The 22,091-nt window shown below is 63.8% G+C and carries 22 protein-coding genes; 4 read left to right on the top strand and 18 right to left on the bottom strand.

Annotation, left to right across the window (positions count from 1 at the left end):
- Positions 1-168: 168 nt before the first annotated feature.
- Positions 169-1,539, bottom strand: a complete 1,371-nt coding sequence (locus CNE_RS33710; protein ID WP_041229056.1) for an APC family permease — start codon at positions 1,537-1,539, stop codon at positions 169-171.
- Between the two features lie 191 nt (positions 1,540-1,730).
- Here CNE_RS33710 and CNE_RS41615 point away from each other — a divergent pair, with 191 nt between their 5' ends.
- Positions 1,731-1,880 (top strand): hypothetical protein, encoded by a 150-nt coding sequence (locus CNE_RS41615; protein WP_013959225.1) that lies wholly within the window; start codon positions 1,731-1,733, stop codon positions 1,878-1,880.
- A 121-nt stretch (positions 1,881-2,001) separates the two neighbouring features.
- On the opposite strand, the gene CNE_RS33705 is transcribed toward CNE_RS41615, so the two are convergent.
- The 8 genes from CNE_RS33705 to bufA1 all read right to left on the bottom strand — a co-directional run bounded on the left by CNE_RS33705 (position 2,002) and on the right by bufA1 (position 7,750).
- Entirely contained in the window at positions 2,002-2,394 is a 393-nt protein-coding gene (locus CNE_RS33705) for a SpoIIAA family protein (protein WP_013959224.1), read from the bottom strand.
- 526 nt (positions 2,395-2,920) lie between these two features.
- Entirely contained in the window at positions 2,921-3,838 is a 918-nt protein-coding gene (locus CNE_RS33700; protein WP_013959223.1) for a DUF2242 domain-containing protein, read from the bottom strand.
- A 4-nt stretch (positions 3,839-3,842) separates the two neighbouring features.
- Positions 3,843-4,940 carry a DNA-binding protein gene (locus CNE_RS33695; protein WP_238553151.1) on the bottom strand — a complete coding sequence of 366 codons (1,098 nt, stop codon included), beginning with the start codon at positions 4,938-4,940 and terminating at the stop codon, positions 3,843-3,845.
- Positions 4,916-5,212, bottom strand: coding sequence for a hypothetical protein (locus CNE_RS42490; RefSeq protein ID WP_238553150.1), 297 nt, complete (start codon positions 5,210-5,212; stop codon positions 4,916-4,918). The genes CNE_RS33695 and CNE_RS42490 overlap by 25 nt, the downstream gene beginning before the upstream one ends.
- 55 nt (positions 5,213-5,267) lie before the next feature.
- Positions 5,268-5,744: a DoxX family protein gene (locus tag CNE_RS33690; RefSeq protein ID WP_013959221.1), complete on the bottom strand. Its 477-nt coding sequence runs from the start codon at positions 5,742-5,744 to the stop codon at positions 5,268-5,270.
- Complete coding sequence (locus CNE_RS33685) at positions 5,741-6,553, bottom strand: HvfC/BufC N-terminal domain-containing protein (protein ID WP_013959220.1); 813 nt, start codon at positions 6,551-6,553, stop codon at positions 5,741-5,743. The genes CNE_RS33690 and CNE_RS33685 overlap by 4 nt, the downstream gene beginning before the upstream one ends.
- Entirely contained in the window at positions 6,525-7,415 is an 891-nt protein-coding gene (gene bufB, locus CNE_RS33680) for an MNIO family bufferin maturase (protein ID WP_013959219.1), read from the bottom strand. Before bufB ends, CNE_RS33685 begins: the two co-directional genes overlap by 29 nt.
- A gap of 14 nt (positions 7,416-7,429) precedes the next feature.
- The gene (gene bufA1, locus CNE_RS33675) at positions 7,430-7,750 is read right to left on the bottom strand and encodes a BufA1 family periplasmic bufferin-type metallophore (RefSeq protein WP_013959218.1); all 321 of its coding nucleotides are present in this window, start codon (positions 7,748-7,750) and stop codon (positions 7,430-7,432) included.
- Positions 7,751-7,866: 116 nt separating this feature from the next.
- Between bufA1 and CNE_RS33670 the strand changes: the two genes are divergently transcribed.
- Positions 7,867-8,562: a sigma-70 family RNA polymerase sigma factor gene (locus CNE_RS33670; protein ID WP_013959217.1), complete on the top strand. Its 696-nt coding sequence runs from the start codon at positions 7,867-7,869 to the stop codon at positions 8,560-8,562.
- On the top strand, positions 8,559-9,212 hold the full coding sequence (locus CNE_RS33665) for an NrsF family protein (protein WP_013959216.1): 654 nt from the start codon (positions 8,559-8,561) through the stop codon (positions 9,210-9,212). Before CNE_RS33670 ends, CNE_RS33665 begins: the two co-directional genes overlap by 4 nt.
- 671 nt (positions 9,213-9,883) lie before the next feature.
- Here the strand turns inward: CNE_RS33665 and CNE_RS33660 are convergent.
- The 3 genes from CNE_RS33660 to CNE_RS33645 all read right to left on the bottom strand — a co-directional run bounded on the left by CNE_RS33660 (position 9,884) and on the right by CNE_RS33645 (position 11,249).
- Complete coding sequence (locus CNE_RS33660; protein ID WP_238553148.1) at positions 9,884-10,096, bottom strand: hypothetical protein; 213 nt, start codon at positions 10,094-10,096, stop codon at positions 9,884-9,886.
- Between the two features lie 523 nt (positions 10,097-10,619).
- A complete protein-coding gene (locus CNE_RS33650; protein WP_013959214.1) occupies positions 10,620-10,931 on the bottom strand; it encodes a helix-turn-helix domain-containing transcriptional regulator in 312 nt (103 codons plus the stop codon).
- A gap of 90 nt (positions 10,932-11,021) precedes the next feature.
- Positions 11,022-11,249 carry a hypothetical protein gene (locus tag CNE_RS33645; RefSeq protein ID WP_013959213.1) on the bottom strand — a complete coding sequence of 76 codons (228 nt, stop codon included), beginning with the start codon at positions 11,247-11,249 and terminating at the stop codon, positions 11,022-11,024.
- Between the two features lie 113 nt (positions 11,250-11,362).
- Here CNE_RS33645 and CNE_RS33635 point away from each other — a divergent pair.
- Positions 11,363-12,540 (top strand): IS3 family transposase gene (locus CNE_RS33635; protein WP_238553147.1). Its coding sequence is split into 2 segments (ribosomal slippage): positions 11,363-11,630 and positions 11,630-12,540, totalling 1,179 coding nucleotides; the frame shifts between segments, so codons are not numbered across the junction.
- A gap of 79 nt (positions 12,541-12,619) precedes the next feature.
- Here the strand turns inward: CNE_RS33635 and istB are convergent.
- From istB to CNE_RS33605, 6 genes are all read right to left on the bottom strand, one after another.
- Positions 12,620-13,411 carry an IS21-like element helper ATPase IstB gene (gene istB, locus CNE_RS33630; RefSeq protein WP_041229269.1) on the bottom strand — a complete coding sequence of 264 codons (792 nt, stop codon included), beginning with the start codon at positions 13,409-13,411 and terminating at the stop codon, positions 12,620-12,622.
- Positions 13,412-13,437: 26 nt separating this feature from the next.
- Positions 13,438-14,979: an IS21 family transposase gene (istA, locus tag CNE_RS33625; RefSeq protein ID WP_041229055.1), complete on the bottom strand. Its 1,542-nt coding sequence runs from the start codon at positions 14,977-14,979 to the stop codon at positions 13,438-13,440.
- Between the two features lie 101 nt (positions 14,980-15,080).
- Positions 15,081-16,073, bottom strand: a complete 993-nt coding sequence (locus CNE_RS33620; protein ID WP_013959210.1) for a hypothetical protein — start codon at positions 16,071-16,073, stop codon at positions 15,081-15,083.
- On the bottom strand, positions 16,070-19,741 hold the full coding sequence (locus CNE_RS33615) for an ATP-binding protein (protein ID WP_013959209.1): 3,672 nt from the start codon (positions 19,739-19,741) through the stop codon (positions 16,070-16,072). Before CNE_RS33615 ends, CNE_RS33620 begins: the two co-directional genes overlap by 4 nt.
- Entirely contained in the window at positions 19,731-20,417 is a 687-nt protein-coding gene (locus CNE_RS33610) for a DUF4194 domain-containing protein (protein ID WP_041229054.1), read from the bottom strand. The genes CNE_RS33615 and CNE_RS33610 overlap by 11 nt, the downstream gene beginning before the upstream one ends.
- Positions 20,410-21,840, bottom strand: coding sequence for a Wadjet anti-phage system protein JetA family protein (locus CNE_RS33605; protein WP_041229053.1), 1,431 nt, complete (start codon positions 21,838-21,840; stop codon positions 20,410-20,412). The genes CNE_RS33610 and CNE_RS33605 overlap by 8 nt, the downstream gene beginning before the upstream one ends.
- Positions 21,841-22,091: the final 251 nt, after the last annotated feature.

Below are 22,091 nucleotides of genomic sequence, written 5' to 3'. Positions count from 1 at the left end.
AAACAGGGCTACCGGGAAGGCCCGGTTATCGTGCCTTATCGATCCAGAGATAGCGAAACGGCAACGTCAGTAGCCGGCCAGTTACTGCCGCTTGCCTTCACCGTCATGCGGCCATTCGAGCGGCGGCTTCGTGTGACCATTGCGGTCAATGCGCTGCACCGACCCGGCTCAGGCTGCTGGCGTCACCCAGATCTTCTTGCGGTTCAGCAGTAGCGGAATGGCACCGATGGCAATGCCTCCTATACCGACGAAATTGGTGACCCAGTCGAAGGTCGGAATGCTGTAAAGCGCGATGAAGAAGAGGAAAAGTCCGCTTGCCGCCGGCCAGATAACGTGACTCACGGCAAGCCACAATCCATGCGCCAGCATTTTGCGGTAGTACCAGCCGCAGGCGAGCCCGGTCAGCCCAAGGTAGAAGCAGATCTGGAAGCCGATGGCTGTAATCGAATCCTGCAGGATGACGTTGATGGTTGGCAGGTAAGACGACACGAACAGCAGCGCGAGCCCCGTGATCCAGATGAAAAAGATAGCAATGTGTGGCGTCCGCCAACGCGGATGCAGACGCGCATAGCGAGGGTGGAGTGCGCCGTCGCGGCTCTTGGCAAAGAGTGTTCGCGTGAACTGCAGCATCTGCGTCTCGACCGTTCCCACCGTGCTCAGCAGTACCGCGATGATCGAGACGTAGCCCCAAGTCGGCCCGAAGAGCTTCTCCGCGATGGCGAAGATGATGTTCGTGTTGTAGTGCTGGATCTCGGCATCCGACAGGCCGAGCAGCGTGATGACGATGAAGACGAGGAAGAACGCCATCAAGAATACCATCGACCAAAACGCGGCGCGACCCGGGATGTGGTTCGAGTCTCGCGTCTCCTCACTGAGGTTCATGGTCACGTCCCAGCCGTAGAAAAAGAAGATTGCCACCAATGCGCCGTTGGCGAACAGCTCGGGCGAGAACGCGAAGGGCCAGAACCAGACCAGTGAGAACGGGTGTTGCGGCGCAGGTGTGAACGTGAAGAAGCTCGCGACGATGATCGCGAGCAGGATGACGCCCTCGATGATCGTCATCAGCACCTGCACGTAGCTGGTGAGCTTGATGCCCTTGACGACCACCGCGCTGACAAACGTGAGCCACGCGGCGGCGATCAGCGTCACGTAGTGCACGTTATTCATCATTGGTCGATCAAAGATGAGTAGCGTGGCATTTGCCGCCGGAATCATGGCGGAAACCATGAACACGCAGCACAGTACGAGAAGCGCCCAGCCGGCAAAGAAGCCGAGCCCACGCCCGAATACCATGCTCACCCACGAATAGGAGGTACCGGCGCTCGCCAGCGCACGATTCATGTTGATAAACGCGTACGCGATGCCGAACATGATGAGCCCGCACACCAGGATACTCGCCGGTGACAACGTGCCAGCCGTCCCGATGATTGTGGAAGTCGTGATCTCGATGCTGTAGGCGGGCGCGGTGCCGGCGATGCCCATGATCACCGATTCGACGATGCCCAGCGAATCGGCGTTGAGCTTGGCGGGTTGGTCCATGGAAGTGCGACTCGCGGTCGCCATTGATGGCCCCAACTTTTGCTCCGTGCGTGATGTGCTGGCAAGCTTCATTGCGCCTCCAAGGCTGCCATTTCTTCAGCTCGCAAACCGATCAATGCGAACTGGCAGTAGAGATTGCGTTGCCGGAAAGACACGTCCAGTCGCCTCTAAGGCCGGCAATAAAGCCACGTATGACTTCATGGCAACGCCAGGACCGTGTCAACGATAGGATCGCCAACTATCGCGCGCAGTTCACACAGCTGGACGTAATCATGGCGCAGGTGAAAAACACCGGCACTTACCTGACGCAGCAGTTCAGCGCGATGAGCTCCAGCGGTTAACGCACGGCATCCGCCTGGCAAACGCAGGCGGCGGGGGCCCGTTCTCGTGCTCCCGGACACCGGCCTCCTGACCCAGACGGACAAGTTCAACAGCATCCTAGAGGTGAAGTGCGCCCCCCGCTCAGCGAGCGCGCGTGCCTGCCGTATCGAGCGAACCGGAGATCCAGTCCCGTGCCTCGCGGGACTGGGCCATCTGGAAGCTCCTGACATAGCCCGGCACCAGGAATCGAAAGATATCGGCGGCGTGACGGATCCAGTCGAGATCCGTTACCACCGCGATGCCCTCCCAGTGCAGGTAGCGCGTCACGCCCAGTCTGAAGTCATCCCACATGGCGCCGACCGCCATCCTGGCGAAGCCGGGTCCGAGTTCGTAGTAAATGCGTACCTTGTCGTGCCGTGCGATTGCCGCGTCGACGGCGGGCATCAGCACCTTCTCGTAGTCCTCCCGTGTAACCTCGCCGCTGGCGCTGACCGCGACGACGTTGTCTGGAAAGCCGTTCAGGATCTCGATCATGACTGCTTCCTCCCGCCAGTGGCCGCAGAAATTGTAACTACCTGCGGTGCCAGTTCCAGACCTCCCTCGTCTGTCTTTCCCGTCCCTCTCTCACCGTATATGCAGGGTCCGGTAGCGGCAAGACAGCTTACAAGATCCGTATGCACGTCCCGTACCACAGGGTTATCTCCTGTCTTGTCCACTTTGTCTCGCGACGTGATATGTGATTCGTGCGCGGTTTGCGGGCGAATCCCGTCCCTGCCCCGCTTGCCTTCGGCTCATTCAACATGCCTCGGGACTGACAACGCCCGGACCAGTGTGACCGTGGTCGATTGCCGAACGCCTCATATGCCGGCAAAGACCCGGACTCCCACACGATGTTGCCAACGCTCGCAGCGATGCCGCCTCCGGTACTACCGCCGGCCACGCTGGCCAGCAAGGCCCCGGGCGTAGGAGTAACATTGACCCCCGAGTCACAGGTGCGCTTCCAGCCACGACACCTCGGCTACAAGAAAAAGGTTGTCGAGCGGCGCTTCACGGCCTGCGCTCAGTTCGTGCCGCTCACGCCCGTGGAGGGTGGCGCGGACGGTGCAAACGGTGTGGCTGGTGCAGCTGGTGCGGACCCGGCCGTCGGCGCTGTAGCGTCGAGCTTCGCCGCGGGTGCTGCAGTGGCCGGTGATCCATTAGGCGCCCTCGACGTCGGCGAAGGCGACGGTGCCGCTGGAACCGGTGCCGGTTCCAGTGCAGGTGCAGGTGCAGGTGCTACAGCGGGCGGCTGCACCGGAACGGGCGGGGCGGGCGGCGTGGGCCCGGCGGGCGTCGTCATCTTCATCGGCTCGCCCGGATGCGTCGGCGCGGGCTCGGGCAACGGCGCAACATGCGCCTTCTCCGCGGCCTTCACCGTCGCACGGTCGCGCCGCACCGGATCGACCTTCAGAAAATGGTCGACCAGATTGAAGAAGCGCTCGTAGAACACGCCGGCCGGAATTGTCTCGCTCGCAATTTTGACCATCGAGTCGCTGCCCGAGCCGATCGGCAATGACAGCGAGCCGAGCACGCTCAGGCCGACGCTGGCCGACGTGCTGGTCTTCTTCAGCGCATAGCGGTCTTGTACCGCGTTCACATAGGCGGTGCTCGACGTGCCATCTGCGTTCGCGTCCGCGCAGACGACGTGAAAGGCGATCACGACGTGCGTGTCGTTGCTCGGTTGGAAATTCTTGCTGCCATCGATCGTATCGGGATGGGCCGAACTCGACACATAACCCTGGCTCAGCAGCGCCCGGCGCGCGGCTTCACAAGTCGCGTCGGAATTGGCCTTGAACGTGCGCGCGTATGGGCTTGTCGCTGTGTCGAACTGCTCCTGCTGATAGAGCGGCGTCGGCGCCGGCGCCGAACTCAAACTGCATGCCGACGAGACGGTGGCAATCGCGCACAAAACGGACAACTGGCGGAATCGGTGGAGCATGACGTCAATCAAAAGCGCTCGGCCGTGTGACGCGCCGCGAGGCGCGGTCGGGATGATGCCGCCGCATGTGCCGTGTAATTATCATTTGCGCCGGTCGCGTTTGTGGCGACGCAATCTCGCTTGGCCGGGCCGTCAATATAGATTCTTCTGTTGACCGGGGGTTCCGAGCGCACGCGCGCAATTCTGCCAGCAGCTGGCGCGCCAACGCCGCTTCGGCCTCGGCCCGTTCGGCCCGGCGCTGCGCCGTGCCCAACTCCGCCTGCACCGCGTCCAGGTCGTGCGCCGACTTGCGCTGCGCCTCCTCGGCGGCCGCGAGCCGGGCCCGGACTTCGGCCTGCGCCACGGCCGCGTCGCGGGCCTCGCTGCGCGCCGCCAGCAGTTCGCCGCGCAACGCTTCGGCCGTGCGCTCGCTCTGCTGGCGCGCGGTACGTCCCGCATCCGGTTCGCGCAAGCTCCGCCGCTCGCTGGCTTCAGCCCGTTCCTGCGCGAGGGTCACCTGCTCGCGGGCGCGCTCGAGCTCGGTCGAGAATTGGGTGCGCAGTTCCGCCAGTTGCCGCCCGGCGGCGTCCAGTTCCGCCCGCCCCGCTTCCAGCCGGGCCTGGGTCGCCGCGTGCGCCTCGCGCGCCTCCGCCAGCTGCGCCGAGATGGCGGCCACCTCTTCCCGCGCCGCCGCGGTCTCGGTCCGCGCCGCGTCGCGCTCGGCCTCGGCGGCGCTGGCCGCATGGCGGGCCTCGGCGCGCAGCGTGGCCAGCTCGCCGGTGGCGGCCTCGTTGGCCGCCTGCCAGATGGTCTGGACCGCCCCGGCCGCGATGTCCTTCAACGCATCCGGCAAGTCGGGATGGTCGATGGTGACGCGCGTGCGTCCGCGCAGTTCCTGCCAGAACGCCTGCAGCACCTCGGCGGGCGTGCCCATGCTGCCCTTGCGTACCAGGCTATAGAGCTTGTTCGTGGTGGGCGTAACGCCATAGCGGAAGAACAGCAGGCCGCAGACCTCGCGGTACAGCGCGCGGGTTTCGGGGAAACGGCTGCGCAGCTCGGCAATGTCGTTGGCCATCGCGGCCTGCAGGGTGGCGTCGGTCAGATCCAGGTCGGCAGCGGGCAAAATATCGCGCTTGCAACCGCGCCGACGCCCGTTGTATCCAGTTCGCGACCGGAGGCAACCTGCCATCGCCACACCAGTCGGCCGAACTCCAGGGCGATCAGGATACTTGTGAATATTCCGATCGCAAACGCCAGTCCACCGGCCCAGCCGGCACCATAAAGTGACGGCCGCCCGCCGCTGGAAATATTTGTCGGCCCTGCAGGCAGGGTCTCCCGCTGCGCCCACCCGCAATGTGGGCAGGTCACGACTGATTCCAGGATGACGTCACGCATCGCACTATCCTCGCTGAAGATCAGACAGATCGCCCGCGCTTCCCGTCCACGCGGCTCAGTGCACCGACGCGTCCGTGAGACGCCGGCGAATCAGCCAGTCAACCGAGAGCGCCCCGGCTCCCCGCGCCAGCAGTACCAGCAGCATCGCCGCCCACTGGATATGCGTGGGCCATGCCTGCGGATAGACGAGCAGCTGGATCACCGTGATCATGCCAAGCAGTATCAGCGCCATGGGGCGGGTTGCCAGGCCGAGCACCAGCAGCACTGGCGCCGTCAGCTCAACGGATACCGCTAGGTAGGCGGCCAGTTCGGGCGGCAGCAGCGGCAGCCGGTATTCCTCCCGGAACAGCTCCACCGCCGTCGCCCAGTTCGCCAGCTTGGCCATGGCCGAATTCCAGAAGACGGTGGCGACCGCGAACCGCAACGGAATGGCCAGGGCTGTGTACGGCATGCGATCGAGCCAATCCACGACGCGCTGTGCGCGCGCGGCAAGCGTGAAGGGGGTGTGGGGGGAAGGCGTGGCGCGTGTCATGGCGAGAGATCCGGAATGGGTAAGTCAGAGGCCTGGGCCCGGCCGAAGCCGGTAAAGCTGCCGGCCGACAACAGCGTGGCCAGCCACGCGTGCGCGTCCACCGGCGGCGTCGGGCCCAATGCAGCGTGCAGCGGATGCCCGGCCAGCAAGGCCGCGGTGAATTGCCATTGCCACGCGCTGAGCCGGTCGACGTCGATGGCGTCCGATGTGCGGCGCACCAGCAGCCAGACCGGGCCCACCGCGGGGTCGATGCGCGCCAGGGCATGGTCGTCGCGGTTCAGCACCGCGCGCCAGATGGCATCGACGGGGAACGCGGCATGCACCACGCGCACCGCAGGATGCGGCAAGAAACGTATATCGCCGGCTGCGGATACGTCTGATTCCGCCAGGCGGCGTAGATCGAGCGGCGTGGCGTCCGGCGCGTGCAAGACTGCACTCACGGCCCACTCCAGCCGGGCGACGTCAGGCAGGTAGCCAATTGCGGCCGCCTCAGGCAGACGCGCCAGGAATTCCGCGAACGCCTCGCCGTACGCATCCAGCCACGCGCTCTGCGGGGCAGACTGCCCGATGAACAGCCGGGCCGCGCCTTCGAAGAACTCGGGGCCTACCAGGGCCTGGACGGCCGGATATGACAGGCGCAGCGCGCCTACGAGCGTGGCGGTGGCGGTGTTTCGGTAGATACCCAGCCGCGCCTGCGGTGCCAGCCCGTCCGCGATCACGTGCGCCGAGGCCTCACCGGCGGCAGGATTTCCCAGTTCCTGGGCGAACGCGCGCTGCAGCTCAAGCAATGAGGGAGGATCGGATTGCATGCTGCTGTCTCTCCAGTGCCGCCTGAGCGATACGCGCTTCCCCCATCAGCACATCGAGAGGCGGCACGTCCGTATCCCATTCGATCAGCGTCGGCACCGCACCGAACCGCCCAAGCGCCGCCTCGTAGAGCGCCCACACCGCCGGTGCCACGCGCGAGCCGTGATCGTCGATGCGCAGGACCTGCCCCTGCCCGAGTTGCCGCACGCTGTGGCCGGCCAGATGGATTTCGCCGATGGCGGCCGGCGCAAGCGCGTGCAGGTATGTCATGGCGTCCCATCCGTGATTGCAGGCGCTGACATAGATATTGTTGACGTCACACAGGATGCCGCACCCGGTGCGCCGCGCCACTTCGGCCAGGAATTCCCACTCGGGAATGGTTGAGTGGCGATACTGGAGATAGGTAGACGGGTTCTCGACCAGGATGCGGCGCCGCAGTGCGCCCTGGACCTGGTCGACATGCGAGCAAACCACGGCCAGCGCCTCCTCGGTCATCGGCAAGGGCAGCAGGTCGGCAAGATACGTGCCGCGGGTGATGCTCCAGGACAGATGCTCCGACACCAGCCCGGGTTCGACCCGTTCAACCACCTCGCGCACCCGCGCCAGATGCGCCAGGTCCAGCCCGTCTGCACTGCCCAGCGACAGGCCAACGCCGTGCAGCGATAGGGCGTAGTCACGGCGAATGGCGTCCAGGCAGCCCGGCGCGCGGCCGCCGCCCATGTAGTTTTCCGTATGCACCTCGAACCACGAAACGGCCGGGTGTTCCTCCACCACTGCCTGATGGTGCCGGAAGCGTAGTCCGATCCCGGCGCGCGGCGGGATCGGGCCCAGCCCGCGCGGGTAGGCGACAGCCGCGGCAGCCATGGTTCGCCCCTGCCTCATGAGGCCTTCAGCTTGCCGCCCTGGATCTTGCTGCAATCGCCGGCGGGCAGCAACACGAAGGATTTGCCATCGCGTGCCTGCGTGGCTTGTCCCGCGCAGGAATGCGCACCTTCCGCGCAGTCGTTCTTTGCCACGGCATTGATGCCATAGCACTTCTCCAGCTTGCTCTTTTCCATCCTCGCCATGTTGTCCTTCACGACCTGCGGCATCGCGCTCATGTCCTTCGTGGCTTGCGCTTGCGCGGGCACGGCGACCATGGCAAGCGCCAGCCCAAGGGCGGACGACAAGGTGGATGCGGCCAATACATGCTTGTTCATCTTACTTTCTCCTGACGGTTGCGGCCCGGGTCCGGATCCGTGTCAGGAGATTCGGCCCCACGCGACCAAAGGTTACGCATCCCCGGAAAAACTAATTGCGCGACAGGCGGCTCTCCATGAAGCAGAATTTAGGCATGTCTTCCCAAGCTGACCGCTCACAACGCCCAGGCCACCATGCCGGCGGCAAGCCGGGCCTCGTGGACGCCACGCACGATGCGGCTGGTCCTAGCCCCTTGTCCGAGCCGGCGTGCCGCCCGGACGGCAAGCCGGACTGGTCGGCCATGATGGCCCGCGCACAGGCAGGCGACCGCGCGGCGTACCGGCGCCTGCTCGAAGGCATCACCCCGTACATCCGGGCGCTGGCCGTACGGCAGGTCCACAACCACGGGGACATCGAGGACACCGTGCAGGATGTGCTGCTCACGATTCACGCCGTGCGCCACACCTACGACCCGGCACGTCCGTTCGGTCCGTGGCTGGTGGCCATCGCCCGCCGGCGCATTATCGACAGCCTGCGCCGGCGGGCACGCACCAGTGCGCGCGAAACACCGCTCGACACGGAACCGGAAACCATTTCCGACCCCGGCGCGAACCTCCAGGAAATGGCACTGGACGCGCGGGCGGTGCGCGACGCGGTGGACTGTCTGCCTGCCGGACAGCGCGAGGCGCTGCGCATGCTGAAACTGGAGGAAATGTCATTGAAAGAGGCTGCCGTCGCCAGCGGCATGTCTGTCGGCGCGCTGAAAGTGGCCACCCATCGCGCCTTGAAGACGTTGCGCAAACTGTTCGAATCCCAAGGTAGCAAGCCGTGAGAGAGACCCCTGACCTGATCGAGTCGCTGGTGGCTGACGCCAAGCCGGTTCGCCGCTTGCACCGGCCCTTGGTGCGGGTGGTGTGCTGGCTGTTGCTGGCTGCCCTGTTGCTAGCGCTAGTCATGCTCGTGAATGGCGTGCGGCCAGACCTTGCGCTGAAGTTGCAACAGCCGGTGTTCGTCACCAGCGTTGCAGCCGCCATCGGGACCGGCATCCTGGCCGCGGCGGCCGCGTTCATCGCCAGCGTGCCGGGTCGCTCGCGCCGGTGGCTGTGGATGCCGCTACCATCCCTGGCCGTCTGGATGGGCACAATCGGTTACGGCTGTCTGACGAACTGGGTGGAGATCGGGCCGGAAGGCATGTCGCCCGGCGAGACCGCGCGCTGCTTCGCAACGCTGGTGGTGGTCAGCACGCCGCTGGCCATTGCTTTGACGGCCATGCTGCGCTATGTGGCACGCCTCTCGCCTGCGCCGGTGGCGATGTGTGCGGGCCTTGCCGTTGCCGCGATCGCGGCAACGAGCCTGCTACTCATTCATCCGCTGGATGCTAGCGCGATGGTCTTGTTGTGGAATCTGGGTGTCGCGCTGCTGTTCGTCGGTGCCGGCAGTCTATTTGGACATCGACCGTTCGCTCGAATGGCACAACACTGAAGCTACCCGACGGCAACTCTCAACATGAGGCCTGTGTGACAAGCACTTGGCCACCACGCCCACCAGGAGGGCATGCCAGTAGAGCCGATGGAAGCGGAAGGCACGTCACAGTATTCATCACCCATTGTCTACGGTCCTCAACTGCGTCGGATAGGCCGAGAACTTACCGGCCAGCACGGCAGCACGAATGACGGTTGTACGTTGGAAGCCGCCCTTGACTCGGACCAACGGCCGAAGTGGGTCGCAATGAGACGAGCAGTAGACAACGGCGAGATCTTGCCGTTCATTGCACCGTTCGCTAGCATCGCCATTCCATAGTTTCATTATCATGAAAGTAACGGATTGGCACTACCCGACGGGCTTCTGGCATGCTCTGCAAGATATTTTATTAGGGTTTACACTCACCCTCGTCTTCTCCCTTTCACCGAAGGGATTTCAGCCCGCCCTTTGCAGCGGGCTTTTCTTCTTTTTTCGCTTGGTTTAGGTCTTCGCCTTAACACCGGCACGTGGTGCTAACCGGAAAGAAGCCACTGGGACGAAGCAAGCGCAAAATCCTGCGACCGCTTCCGGAAGCGGACAGCCGCCAGCGCCACACCAGCAGAGAGTGGACGGCCGGCCGCATCGAGATTCGCCGAACTCAGGATTCCCGACAACGAGCACGCGGTCGCGTGTCAGCCTCTGCAGCCCAGACTGGGCTCCTTCTGGAGACGATCGTGCATCGTCTCCCAGCGAATCAACATCATTGTCGCGGGTTCCTCATCCGCATCGGCTACGTCCGCCTCTGCGGCGCTGCGCAGATATACTTGCCGGGAGGCAATGGCGACGACCACAATGATGGCGCCGACGCAGAAGACCCGGTCCATGAATTGAAGGTGTCGCGCCATGGAAATTGCCGAATAGCAGGAGTAATTTGGTGGCGAGACTAACACCAGGATGTCGCGGCGTGATGTTACGCCGTTGCAGGATTGACAGCGCCTCCATTTCGCCATAGCGAGGCGCGGCCGCCGCCTGGGACACCACACCGGGCCTGATAAGATGCCAAAGACGATTGCGCCCCTACCGCGTGGCCATTACTGGGCCACGCCGCACGCGCCCTTTCCGCTGGACGGTCCGAACGGCCATGCCGAAGTCTTTCCTGGCGCCCACTGCGTCAGCGACGGCAAATGGGTTGCCTTCTATAAGCACGGTGAAGAGGTTTGGGCGTGCAATGCCATGTATGCCGCGGCCCATTTCGACTTTGCTCCTGCCTTCAGCGTCCACGCGCCGACGGAGGACTGAGCGCCTGGCTGTGACCGCAGCCGGCTAGCCCTCTCACTCAACATAACACCCAGCGCACAGCAAAATGCTGATCGGATATGCTTGGCTTGGCCGCACTTGAGGGCACCTGTCAAGAGCAACTCTGAACCTTTATGTATGAGCCGACTCGCCATGCGCTGGACGGACCGCCAAACGCATTCCCATCGCTTTGAGAATCGCCGATAGATTGCTCAGTACGGGATTTCCAGTTGGGGACAGCGTGCGATAGAGCTGAGTCGGATTCAGGTGAGCCTGCTCAGCCACAGCTTGGACACCGCCGAACGCCTTGGTCAACTGGCGAAGCGTGATCATCAGTTCGGCTTGATCGCCATCCTCGAGAATGGCGTTGAGTGTCTCTAGGGCAAAGGCCGGATCCTCGCGGAACATTTCGGCCATCGAGTCATCGTGGTGTCGGTCTTTCATTAGTTAGCCCTCCGTTGCCAGTCTTGCCAATACGCGCAAGCACGGTCAATGTCAGCGCTCTGCGTGCGCTGTCTGGCGCGGGCAAGAGTGCTACAGACTTTCCTGGTCGACAAATCGGCCTAGCGTACGTAGTGCTGGCAGCAGCACTTCATCCGCATAAGGGCAGCCGGTAAGGCCCGGATCGGTCTGGCCCGACTTCCTCGCTTCATCCGGCGCGTGGGACTCTTCGGCGAGAAGGCGTGCAAGCAGCGCCTCGTAGCCAGCCTTCCACGCTTGCGCGCCTGGAAATACCACGCGCAACTCCTTGAGAATATCCATCCCGGACCCCGTTGGCCGGATTAAATTCCCCCACCTTTGGCCACTGTGGTGGTCTAATTTCCTCGGACAGGTCGATAGGAGGACAATCCGGAATCGACGAGGAAAAAAGATAGATGACAAGAAGGCGCCGACAATTTGACGCCAGCTTCAAGCTGGAAGTAGTACGGATGGTGCGAGACCAAGGATTATCGGTCAGCGAGGTTTGCCGGTCGATGGAGCTTGGTGAGACGGCCGTTCGGCGCTGGATGGCGCAGTATGATGCAGAGTGCGCCGGCGGGCCTGGCGTGGGCAAGCCGCTGACGGCGGAACAGCAGCGCATCCGGCAACTGGAGGCGGAGAATCGGCAACTGCGCGAGGACAACGCCTTGCTAAAAAAAGCCTCGGCCTTCTTTGCGCGGGAACTGAAGTGAGCTACCGGGTGGTAGCCCACTTGCAACAGGAGGCCGTATCGGTCAGTAACGCCTGCCGGGTATTGCAGGTGAGCCGCTCGGGCTACTATGCGCACCGCCGCGCCAAGCCAAGCATGAAGACTCTGCAGGAGCAGACCCACGTCAAAGCGGCGTTCGCTGCGAGCGGCGCGAGCTACGGCAGCCGGCGTGTCATGCATGCGGTGCGGGAACAAGGGGTGCGCCTTGGCCGCTACCGGATTCGTAGGCTGATGCGCGAAGCGGGCTTGCGTGCGACCTGGAAGCGTAAGTTCGTGTCGACGACTGACAGCAAACACACTCTGCCAGTGGCAGAGAACGTGCTGAACCGGCAATTTGACGTGGCCGAGCCGAATCGGGCCTGGACTTCGGACATCACCTATGTCCGCACGGCCCAAGGCTGGCTGTATCTGGCGGTCGTGCTGGACTTGTACTCGCGCAAGGTCGTGGGCTGGTCGATGGCGCCGACCATGCCGGCCGACCTGGTGATGTCGGCACTGAGCATGGCGCTGCAGCAGCGAAGGCCAGCGCCGGGACTGGTGCTGCACTCGGATAGGGGCAGTCAGTACGCGAGCGCGGAGTATCAGGCCTTGCTGGCACGCCATCAGATTGTTTGCAGCATGAGTCGAAAAGGCAATTGCTGGGATAACGCGGTGACGGAACGGTTCTTCCTAAACCTGAAGATGGAGCGCGTGTGGCAGCGTCAATACGCCAACCACGCCGAGGCACGGCGCGACATCACCCAGTACATCGTTGGTTTCTATAATCCGGTGCGCTTGCACTCAACCCTGGGGTATCTGTCGCCCGCTGCCTACGAGGCGAAATCGACAGAAAAAGAACCTATCTGCCTGTCCGAAATAACTTGACCACTACACACTCAAACTCCCCCAGGCAGGACAGGAGGATTGTAGGGTAAGTGGCGCGTAGTAGAGGAACGAAGGCGAGTCAGCTTGGTTGGTCGGCCGCCGGAGCAGGGGTACCAAGCGGCGAGAGTGCCAGGCGGTTGGCGGCCTCCTTCAAGCGGTAGCTGCGCCCCTCGAACTCCAGCAGGTGAGCGCGGTGCATCAGGCGATCGAGGATGGTGGCGGCCATGGTGGCGTCACCCAGGTATTTGCCCCAATCCTGCACGACCCGGTTGGAGGTCACCATGATGCTGCGCTTGAGCTTGTAGCGCTGGTGGACCAGCGCCTGCAAGAGCTCGCCGGCGCCCTCGCCGATACGGCGCGCGAGGAACAGATCATCGAGCACGAGGAGGTCCGCCTCGAGCAGTGCGCGCAGGTGCTGACGCTGCTCGGCTGGGCTGCCCAGGGCGTATTGCACGAAGGCACTGTCCGCCTCCAGATAGCGCACCGCGTGGCCGGCCAGGGTAGCCTGGTAGGCGACGGCCTTGGCAATGTGGCTCTTGCCGGTACCGGGCTTGCCCACGATGAGCGCGTTATGGCCTTCGGCGATGAACTTCAAGGTGTGCAATTCGAAGCAGGCTGCGCGCGGCAGTTTTGGGTTGAAGCGCCAGTCGAAGTCGGCCAGTGCTGCGCGCTCGTCCAGTCCGCTTTGCTGGTAGCGGCGCTCAAGCAAGCGTGAGCGTCGTCGGTCTAACTCGTCCTGCAAGATCAGCGAGAAGGTCTCCAGGAAGGGTTGTTGGCAGGCCTGGGCTTGTACCACGCGTGTTTGCAGTGTGGCACTGATGCCGGACAGGCGCAGCGCACGCAAGGCACGCTCGATTTCGGTCATGCTCATACTCATGGGATTCTCCAGTGGGAGGGTTACAAGTCGGCGCTAGCTTGCGCGCCGAGGGCAAACAGGTCGGCGTACGCGTCGCCGTCCCGAATAAGGTGATGGTGCTGAGTCAGGTCCAGCTCGCCCTGCACAGGTGCCTCGAGGGCAGCCAGGGCTTGTTGCAGAAGCTGCTCGGCCAGGGCCTGGATCGAGGGGTAGTGCCGCACACCGTCTCGCAAGGCACGCTCGCACGCCTGCTCAACGATGCGCCTCGGATAGCGCCGCGCGAGCCCCACGACACCGCGCAAGCGGCGGTGTCCGACGCGGCCATCGTGCTCGAACCATTGCTGGCACAGTGCCAGCGTGGCAGGCCCGATCTGTTGGGCCTGTGCGAGGATGCTGCGAGTCTCGCGCGAGGGGTTGTATGGCCGCTCTTCGGGTGGCAGCAGGACGCTGCCGCGGCGCTGTGCACGGGGATGGGTGCGCAACAGCGCAAGTGTGGCGCGATCGCGAAGCTCGAGGTGATGCTCAAACAAGCGCACCAGCACCCGGCTGCCGATGGGCGCCGGGCGGGCGGCGTAGCTGCTGTGGTCGATACGCACGCAGGTGGCGTCGTCCACCGTGCGTTCGTACTCGGTGAAGTACGCGAAGCCGGTGAGTGGCAGTGGCAAGAGGTGGGCGCGCTCCTCCTCGAACATGGCCTGGACCTGACGGCAGGCGCTGCCGTGGATGCGCTGGGCAGCCCAGCGTGTCTCCCAGTGTTCGAGGAAGTCGTTTTGTTGCTCGATCGACTCGAAGCGCCGCCCCTTGAGCGCGGTGCTCTGGGTATGCTGGATCGCGCTCTCGACGCTGCCCTTGCGATTGGGGTCCCGGACTCGCGCCGGGTCGGCCACCACGCCGTAATGGGCCAGTACGGCACGGTAGAGCGCATTGAGCTCGGGCTCATACAAGTCGGGCTTGATCACGCCCTCCTTGAGGTTGTCCAGGACAACGTAGCGGGTCGCTCCGCCAAGGTAGCGCCAGGCCTGCTCGTGCAACTGCGCCCAGGTCTGTTGGCTGGAGTTCCAGACCACGCGCCGGAAGCTGCGGCGCGAGTAGCGCAGCGTCATAACGAACAACCGTGGGCGGCGGTACCGATCGCTGCCTGGCACACGCGTGAGCGCGCCTTCGCCGTAATCGACCTGAGCTTCCTCACCGGGAGCGAATTCGAGTCGGTCAAACTGTTCGGGCTCGCGTTGTACAAGCCGGCCGGCGAAGCGCTTGACGCTGTTGTAGGCGCCGGTGAAGCCGAACTGATCGACCAGGTCCTGGTAGATGGCGGTGTAATTGCGCCGCAGGCGCAACTGCGCCTCGATCCACTCCCGATACGGCTCACAGGACGAGGGGCGATTCGCCGGTGGCCGGGGTGGGGGAATTTGCGCACCAATCCCGGTGGCCGGGGTGGGGGAATTTACCTCCGCCTGACGCTGTGCAAGGCGGCGGATGGTTTTGCGGTCAACGCCGGTGACGCGCTCGATCTCACGTTGGCTCTTGCCGGCGGCCAGCAGCGTCAGGACGGTAGTTTGCAGATGTGGCTTCAAGACGTTCACCCCTCCCCCCTGTCAACGACAAAGGGATCAAAGTTACGTCCTGCCAGCAGGATGCCCCTGGAGGTACCGCGACCGGTCGCTACCGCATTGCTACGCAGTCATCAGGTGGGGGAATTTAAGCGGCCAAAGGTGGGGGAGTTTGACCGGCCAACGGGGATCCCGGAAAAGTCCAGGTCGCCCCAGAAATAAACGGGGCGCGTGACGTCGGTCCCATGCAGCCATGCAAGAATGCTAATCCCCAATGCCGCATTCCGCTCAAACACGCCAGGCGCAAAATAAACTGAACTGCCAACCGGTTGGCGCAGGCGCCTCGCGCTCGCTTTGTATCCTGATGCATATATCAGGACAAAGCCTTCGGCGGCGCTCAGCCTGCCTGCCGCCATCGCTTCGAACGTTGCGGCGTTTTCCACAAACAGGATCGGGGCGGCAGGATCGGCTGTACGCACAGCTACCAGCAGTTGCACTGGCTTGTCTGGAAAGGGGCAGACTTCCATGTCAAGCAACAGAGCAATGGCCTCCTGGTGGCCGTTGAGAACCTTAGACAAGCCCCAGAACTGCCGGCCTGCTACCTCATGGAGCATGAGGTTCTCGCTGGCAAGGGCCGGGATGCCCGCGAGACGCTCCAGCACCTGTTCCGGTGAACGCTGCAGGATGAGGATCGGGCGGGACAGAAGCCGCTCGCACAGCGCCGCGTTGCTGAAGCGCGCGAGCACAGCCTGCCGCCACTGAGCCATCCAGGCGACCACGGCACTGGGCTGGCGTCCCGTCTCGTCGCGAAGAAACGCTTCCGCTTGCGCGGCAATGACGAGCTTCGGTGAGCGCTCCCAGATATCAAGATCCCGCTGGCCGCGACGCTGGTCCAACACCAGCGCGAATCCGGGCTGCGTCTGCAGCGCTTCCAGGGCGCCCCACACGAACATACGTTCGCCATGGAGGGCGATCGAGAAAAACTCCGGCCACGTCCCGGCACTCAAAGGGAAGCTGATATCGCGGCGTCTCTCGACAAACGGCTTTGCCTCGATACGGTCCACCAGCGCATTCAGCAACGCGGTGAGGGCGGTCGGCCGGTGCTCCGGAATGCAATCGCCGCTCATGTCCCCATGTCCGAGACCAATTGCTTGCGTGCTTCTTGCAAGTCGAACTGCCCCGCCGCTTCACGCCGCACCGCCTCCCGGCGTTCAGTCCAGAGGGCATGTAGCCGGTCGGCCTTCAACAAAGAGCTGTCCACCTCGGTAATCTTATCGAGTTCGCCTGCCAGACCCTCCACCTTCATCAGGGAAAAACGATGCTCGAAACTGAACAACTCGAGCAGAGGGCCGGACGCGCGGGATGGCATGGCAACCACCAGTTGCAGGCCAAGGTTCTCATTGAGATAGCGCATCACGGCAGCGGTGCGGCCCTCGTCCATCTTGTCGAAGGCCTCGTCGATCATCATGAGCTTCAGGCTCGGCGTCTTCTCGAACTGGCGAAATGCCTGGGCCAGCACCGCGGCCCGTACTAGATAGGCCGGCGTCATTAGCTCGCCTCCCGAGAACGTCGCCATTCTTGCCAAGGACGCCTCGCGTCCATCCTCCGAGTACTTGCGGATGTCATATTGGCGATAGTTGCGGTAATCCGCTATGTCCTTCAGTCGCCGCAACGCGTGGTCGCGGTTGGTGTCGAGCAATAGCAGCTTGATGTCATCCAGCGCCATGACGCTGTCGGCGGACAGCACGCCTTCGGCGGCCGAGAACAAGTCCACCGGCGTTTGTGTCTCGGCCAGCCGGTTCAGTTCCTGGAACAGGTCGAAGTATTTTTTGTACTCCTTGACCATCTGCCCGTATTCGATCTCGAAACGGTCTTCGCCGAATGCCAGGCGCTTGAGCTTCTCGTTGAGCCGCTTGAGCGGGTCGATGCCCTGCTCCACCGCGGTGCGTACGGCCAGCGCGAAATGCGTACTGAAGGTATTGTTGAAACTCTTCTCGGCGCCCCCCAACTCGCTGGTGTTGTTGAGGATGCGCACTTGGTCGAGCCGTTCTAACATGGCCGAGATTTGCCGCCGGGCAGCGGGTATGCCGCCATAGGCTTGCCACTCATACTCGCCCTGCGTTGAGTGGCAAGGCTGAAAGTCAACCCGCTCATCGAACGAGGAAGACAAGAGATTATGCGCCTCCAGTTTCCGCTCGAATGCCTCGCGCTCCTGACGGTAGAGACCGGCTTGCTGACGCCGCCGTCCATCGAAGGACGCTGAAGTCTGCTCCGTGGCCGCTTGCCGCGCGCGCTGGTCAAGCCGTACCGGATCGAAGTGCGGATTGAGTCGGATCAGCTCAGCCACGCGGGCGTTTACCTGTCTCACGGCGTCCCGGCACTCCACAAGCTTAGCTTCGGCGTCAGCGATGTTCCCTTCGAAGCCACGCGCCTGCCCCGCCGCTTCGCCCGCTAAGCGTGACGCGGCATTGGATAGGCGGTGGTGGCCGTCCAAGAGCTGCTCCGCACGCGCCACGCGGCGCTCCAGGACGATGAGATCGGAGTCATCCAAGCTGGCGAGCTGCGCCCCGAGACTACTCAGCCCGCGCTGCGTTTCACCCAGCTCGTCCAGCATCGGCGCGACAGGCACAAGCTTCAGGCCGAGCAGACGCGCGCCCCATGCGGCCAACTCTGCGCCGCTTGCGAGATGTGCGTCCCTTTCCCGCGTCTTTTCGTCGATTTGCCGGGCAAGCCTCACCACGCGCTTGCGCCGCGCCTCTGCACCGAAGGCAAGTTCGCCGTCCTCCACCCATGACGAAAACATCTTGAATCCGCCGCTGGCCATGCCGTCCACGGTCAGTGCCTGTGGCGCGCCTCGCAGTGCCTGCGCATCCGCTACCTTGACATAACGGCCGTAGCTTGCAACCAGATAGGCGCGCGCGGTTTCATCGGCAATCACCAGCTCCTGCAACATGGCATCGGGCGTTAGCGCCTGGTTTTCCGCCCGCCGTTTGGCCAGTTCCCCCTGCACCACGGAAGCCTCCCGCCCTTGCCTAGTCGCCGGCAGCTCGTGTCGCAGCGCCCGGATGGCGCTCGCCTCATACTGCGCGGTCACCAGGATCACGAAGCGGTTGCCGCCCAAGAGCCCTTCGATGGCGTTCTGCCAGCGCGAGCCCTCCCGCGGCTGGACAAGGTTACAAAGCACCCTGGGATGGGCGCCCGGCATCTTGGCTTCGAGATATCGGACCGCGGCCTCCACATGCGCCGGCAAGTCAAAGTGGCCATCTTCCAGCCCTTGCCGGCGCCGCTTCAGGTCATCGATTTCCCCTTGCAGGGCGGTAGCGCGATCCGACTCCCGCGCCTGCTGCTGTACCACTGCCCCATACAGCCCGTCGGCGCCCTGCAGCCGCTGCGCAATGGGAGCCAGGGCGGCATCCAGTCTGGCGAACCGGTCGCGCCGCAAGCTCGCCGGGTCGATCTGCGCGCCTGTCAGCATTGCCGCGAGTTCACGCGCGGCGGCCTGGCCGTCGGCGGCATCGATTGCCGCGGCATCGACGACCAGACGCTCTACATGGGGCGCGTAAGCGCAGGTGTGCGCTGCTGGCTGTTTAGCCAAGGCAGCCAATTCATCCAGCACGCCTCGCAAGCCCGTCAGGGCGGCCAGGACGTCCAGCGCGATTCGGGTTCGGCTTTCAGTGGCCATGGCCATCTCGCGGCCGAGGCGCTCACGCTCCTGCGCCACCGGATTGCCGTTGAGCCGCCCCTTCGCAGTGCCATGCAATTCCGTGGCGCGCTTTAACGCCTGCGCGTGTCGGTCGGCAAGCGCCTGCTGCTTTTCGACTTCGGCCAGGGCGATGCGCCGGCAGGCCTCCAGTCTTTGGATCTCCTCCTCGACATCCTGCTGTCGGCGCAGCGCTTCGCCCAGTTCGGCCTCCATGGCCTCTTCGAATGCGGCAAGGAACGCATCTGCGTGTGCCTTCAGCACTGCCAACCGTTCGCGACACGCCAGTAATTCGGTGGCGATCTTGCGCAGACGTTGCACGTTCTGCATGAGCGACGCGATATGCCCGATCTGATCGGAGAAATCAGGCTCGGCCAGCACCTGCTCCCGGATCAGCTCGTCCACCGAGCCGACGGTTTTGCGGGCAATGGACTGGACAAAAGCCCGCGCCGCCGCTTCCGCCTCGCGCGGCCCGACCAGCGTCTTGCCGCCGCCGCGAAACTCGGCATAGAGCTTGCACAGATAGTCTTCGATGCTGTTCTCGAACGGCAGGACGCGCGGATAGCGCTGGCGCAGCCGATGATAGATATCCTCGACCTTTACTGCCGTAATCGAATTGCCTTTGCGCGACTCGATGAAATCCGCCTCCAGCACGCGGCTGCCCGGCAGCACAAAGTAGAGCTTGCGTGCCACATCGACGCTGCGGCCTTGCTCGCGTGTACCGGACACGGCGGCTTCCACGGCCACCACGGCGCTGAATGGCTCGGCGGACTCCCCGTCATCGGGTGCGAAGACGGCGACGACATAGGTGTGCGACCCATACGGCCGGACGCAGAGGTTGTCGCGCATGCCTACCGCGTAGGACGCGAGCGTCCGCCTCACCTTGCCGCCCGCGCGCGAGGCGCCGCTCTCGTCCTGCGCCGAGTTGAAAACGTTGATATGCTGCTTGCCGCCGGTCATGACCAGCTGGATTGCGTCCTGGAAAGAGGACTTCCCCACCCCGGTCGAACCCGACAGCAAGGTGGTGTGGCCAAAGGGGTATTCCCGGGACACCACGAAGCCCCAGTTGACCAGGATGAGCTTCTCAAGCTTCATTGTCAGGCTCCGGCGACGTGACGGCCGACACGGGCGTCGGTGTTTCGGCCAGCAGGGCATCAATGGAGGAATCCGCCACGAACTGCAGGATCGTCCCACGAATGGCGACCAGAGCGTCAGCATCTTCCACCTCGGAATCCGCCCGGTAGTCGATCAGGCGGGCACGCTTCAGGTCGGCGAAGAGCTTCTCCCGCGCAGTCTTGGCCGGCAGTGAGCGGCGCACCTGCGCAGTCAGCGTGGCATTCAGGTATTCCACGGTGACGAGCGCTTCGTTGCGCTCGTTGATCGAGCCTTGCCGCAGGCTTTCGTTGTACAGCAAGCGAAGCACCAGGCAGCATGCCACGAAATCGGCAGAGAGCTTCGCCCGCACGGCATCCACCGCGATAGCATCGTCCTCGGCGGGCAGTCCCGGCACGCGCGCCCCCGGCGGGTAAAGCCGAAAATAACTCTGATGCCGCTCGTGCAGCAGCCGGAACCCGCCCACGTCGAAGTACGCATTGAGCAGGCCCTCGATACGCACGGCGTCGTCGTAGAGTTGACGCTCGATGGCGCTGTCCTCGCGGTGCAGGATGGACAGCCCGAACAGGCGGCCGAGAATCTGCCGGAACGCCTCCGGCCTGACGCCTCCCGCCTTCAGTTCCGCTTCCACCAGTTGCCCAATCGTAATTTCATCCATGGCCAATGTGTCGCCTCCTGATTGCATAGTCAGTGCCCGACATGATGGCATTGTCCAGCGGCTCGGCGTCTAGCCGCTCCACGTCCAGTCCCTCTTGGTCCCGTGCTGCCTCGACTGCCCGCAACAACGATAACGCCTGGATGGCATCGTCGACCGGCAACTCGGACAGGCGCAGCGCGCCCGTGCCGCGCATGGAACCGAGCAAGTAATCCACGACCTCTTGATGCGACAGGGAGAAGGCCCGCTCCTCCGCTTGCCGTACGAATTGACGCAAACGCTCCTCCCGCGTGATCTCCGGAACGATGCTCACGGCCTGTGCCCGGTTACGCTCGGCGGCCTTTCTCGGCTGCACAGCGGCGGGATCATACAGCGCCACGCTTACCGGTGCGAGCGCCGCTCCCTGCCGCTCCAGCCACGCGCGCTGATCCCGCTCCGGGATATCCCCCAGGCGGCGGATCAGGGTGGACAATGCCGCCCCGCTGCCCGATGCCCCCATGAACAGACTCTGCGACAACAAGACCACATGGCGGCGGACATAGCTTTCCATAGCCCGGAACAATTCCGGCTGCTTGGTCCGGCAGGCCGCGGTCACCATCTCGTCGATCCGATCAAGCATCCATCTCAAGATAGCCCCGTCAGGCGCGGACTGCGCGGCCCATGCCGCGTGGTTGGCCAGGTCATCGTCAATGGCCTGCATCTCCGCCGCGCTCAACTCGTTAAGACGTTCGATTAGCGCCCCGATGTCCAGCCGGTGGCGCTCGGCATTGTCATAGACCAGGCGGGGCGAGAACTCATCACGAAAACGTCGCTCTACGAATTCGATGAACCCATCCCAATTGCCCTGCACATGTGCATCGAGCAGTATTTTGCGAGCCAGGTCGTAGAAGAGCTCGATATCTTCGGAGAGGTCGGCAATGACCCGATCGGCATACTCGTAGGCGTCGAGCAGGTCCTCCACATCGCGGCGCTCGATGAAGGCACTCAGTGCATTCTTGCAGGAGCGCATGTTGCGCTGACGGGTCCGTTCGCGTGGGCGGTCGGCCAGCGTCAGCGCCTGTGCGAAGATCTTGCCGGCTCGGGTGAAGCGGTAGGCGGTAACCAGCCGGACGCGATCCTCGGCGGTTTCGAGCCAGCCGTCCGCGACAAGGAGGCGCACGATGGCACTTGCCAGCTTCTGGTCGTCGGCCAGGTCACCGGCGGCGAATCCGTCTTCGCCGTCTTCACCGGTAGGGTCGGCCGGCAGCGTGGCGGACTGCATGGTCTGGACAAAGAGGTCACGCAAGTCCTCGCGCCCAAGGATGGAACGGTAGTCGGCATGAGAACCATAAAGCCGCGCATAGAATGCGCGGATGCAGGCAGCGATCAGCCCTCGCCTCTTCAGCGTCAACGGACGAAAGAACTGCGGATACCCCGAATCCACCATGGCGGCTGATGTCCCCCTTAATACTCTGGCATTGCACCTGCGTACCATCGACGCAGCGAACAAAATCGTACGATACCACCCCGCACTGCACTGCCCCGCCGCGCGACCTGCTTCAGGGATTCCATTACGCCTGGCGCCGGCGCACCCTGTGGGGGCTGCGCCCTGGCGACCCGGTAGTTGCCTTATGAGCCGGAATCGGTACGGCATTTGGACTTGGCCCAAATACGATGGGGGACGGGACGTCACCGGGA

The organism is Cupriavidus necator N-1 (genome assembly GCF_000219215.1).
Classification (GTDB): domain Bacteria; phylum Pseudomonadota; class Gammaproteobacteria; order Burkholderiales; family Burkholderiaceae; genus Cupriavidus; species Cupriavidus necator.
The sequence above is the reverse complement of the archived record's forward strand: the minus strand, read 5'-3'. Positions and strand labels throughout refer to the sequence as shown.

What these genes read in the sequence shown, in the direction of transcription:
- CNE_RS41615 (WP_013959225.1), top strand. Translation starts at nt 1,731, where the DNA reads ATGACTTCATGGCAACGCCAGGACCGTGTCAACGATAGGATCGCCAAC.
- CNE_RS33605 (WP_041229053.1), bottom strand. Translation starts at nt 21,840, where the DNA reads ATGGTGGATTCGGGGTATCCGCAGTTCTTTCGTCCGTTGACGCTGAAG.
- bufB (WP_013959219.1), bottom strand. Translation starts at nt 7,415, where the DNA reads ATGGCTGCCGCGGCTGTCGCCTACCCGCGCGGGCTGGGCCCGATCCCG.
- CNE_RS33670 (WP_013959217.1), top strand. Translation starts at nt 7,867, where the DNA reads ATGAAGCAGAATTTAGGCATGTCTTCCCAAGCTGACCGCTCACAACGC.
- CNE_RS33645 (WP_013959213.1), bottom strand. Translation starts at nt 11,249, where the DNA reads ATGGATATTCTCAAGGAGTTGCGCGTGGTATTTCCAGGCGCGCAAGCG.
- CNE_RS33705 (WP_013959224.1), bottom strand. Translation starts at nt 2,394, where the DNA reads ATGATCGAGATCCTGAACGGCTTTCCAGACAACGTCGTCGCGGTCAGC.
- istB (WP_041229269.1), bottom strand. Translation starts at nt 13,411, where the DNA reads ATGAGCATGACCGAAATCGAGCGTGCCTTGCGTGCGCTGCGCCTGTCC.
- CNE_RS33615 (WP_013959209.1), bottom strand. Translation starts at nt 19,741, where the DNA reads ATGAAGCTTGAGAAGCTCATCCTGGTCAACTGGGGCTTCGTGGTGTCC.
- CNE_RS33610 (WP_041229054.1), bottom strand. Translation starts at nt 20,417, where the DNA reads ATGGATGAAATTACGATTGGGCAACTGGTGGAAGCGGAACTGAAGGCG.
- CNE_RS33650 (WP_013959214.1), bottom strand. Translation starts at nt 10,931, where the DNA reads ATGAAAGACCGACACCACGATGACTCGATGGCCGAAATGTTCCGCGAG.
- CNE_RS42490 (WP_238553150.1), bottom strand. Translation starts at nt 5,212, where the DNA reads ATGCGTGACGTCATCCTGGAATCAGTCGTGACCTGCCCACATTGCGGG.
- CNE_RS33690 (WP_013959221.1), bottom strand. Translation starts at nt 5,744, where the DNA reads ATGACACGCGCCACGCCTTCCCCCCACACCCCCTTCACGCTTGCCGCG.
- CNE_RS33700 (WP_013959223.1), bottom strand. Translation starts at nt 3,838, where the DNA reads ATGCTCCACCGATTCCGCCAGTTGTCCGTTTTGTGCGCGATTGCCACC.
- CNE_RS33685 (WP_013959220.1), bottom strand. Translation starts at nt 6,553, where the DNA reads ATGCAATCCGATCCTCCCTCATTGCTTGAGCTGCAGCGCGCGTTCGCC.
- CNE_RS33660 (WP_238553148.1), bottom strand. Translation starts at nt 10,096, where the DNA reads ATGGCGCGACACCTTCAATTCATGGACCGGGTCTTCTGCGTCGGCGCC.
- CNE_RS33710 (WP_041229056.1), bottom strand. Translation starts at nt 1,539, where the DNA reads ATGGACCAACCCGCCAAGCTCAACGCCGATTCGCTGGGCATCGTCGAA.
- CNE_RS33620 (WP_013959210.1), bottom strand. Translation starts at nt 16,073, where the DNA reads ATGAGCGGCGATTGCATTCCGGAGCACCGGCCGACCGCCCTCACCGCG.
- bufA1 (WP_013959218.1), bottom strand. Translation starts at nt 7,750, where the DNA reads ATGAACAAGCATGTATTGGCCGCATCCACCTTGTCGTCCGCCCTTGGG.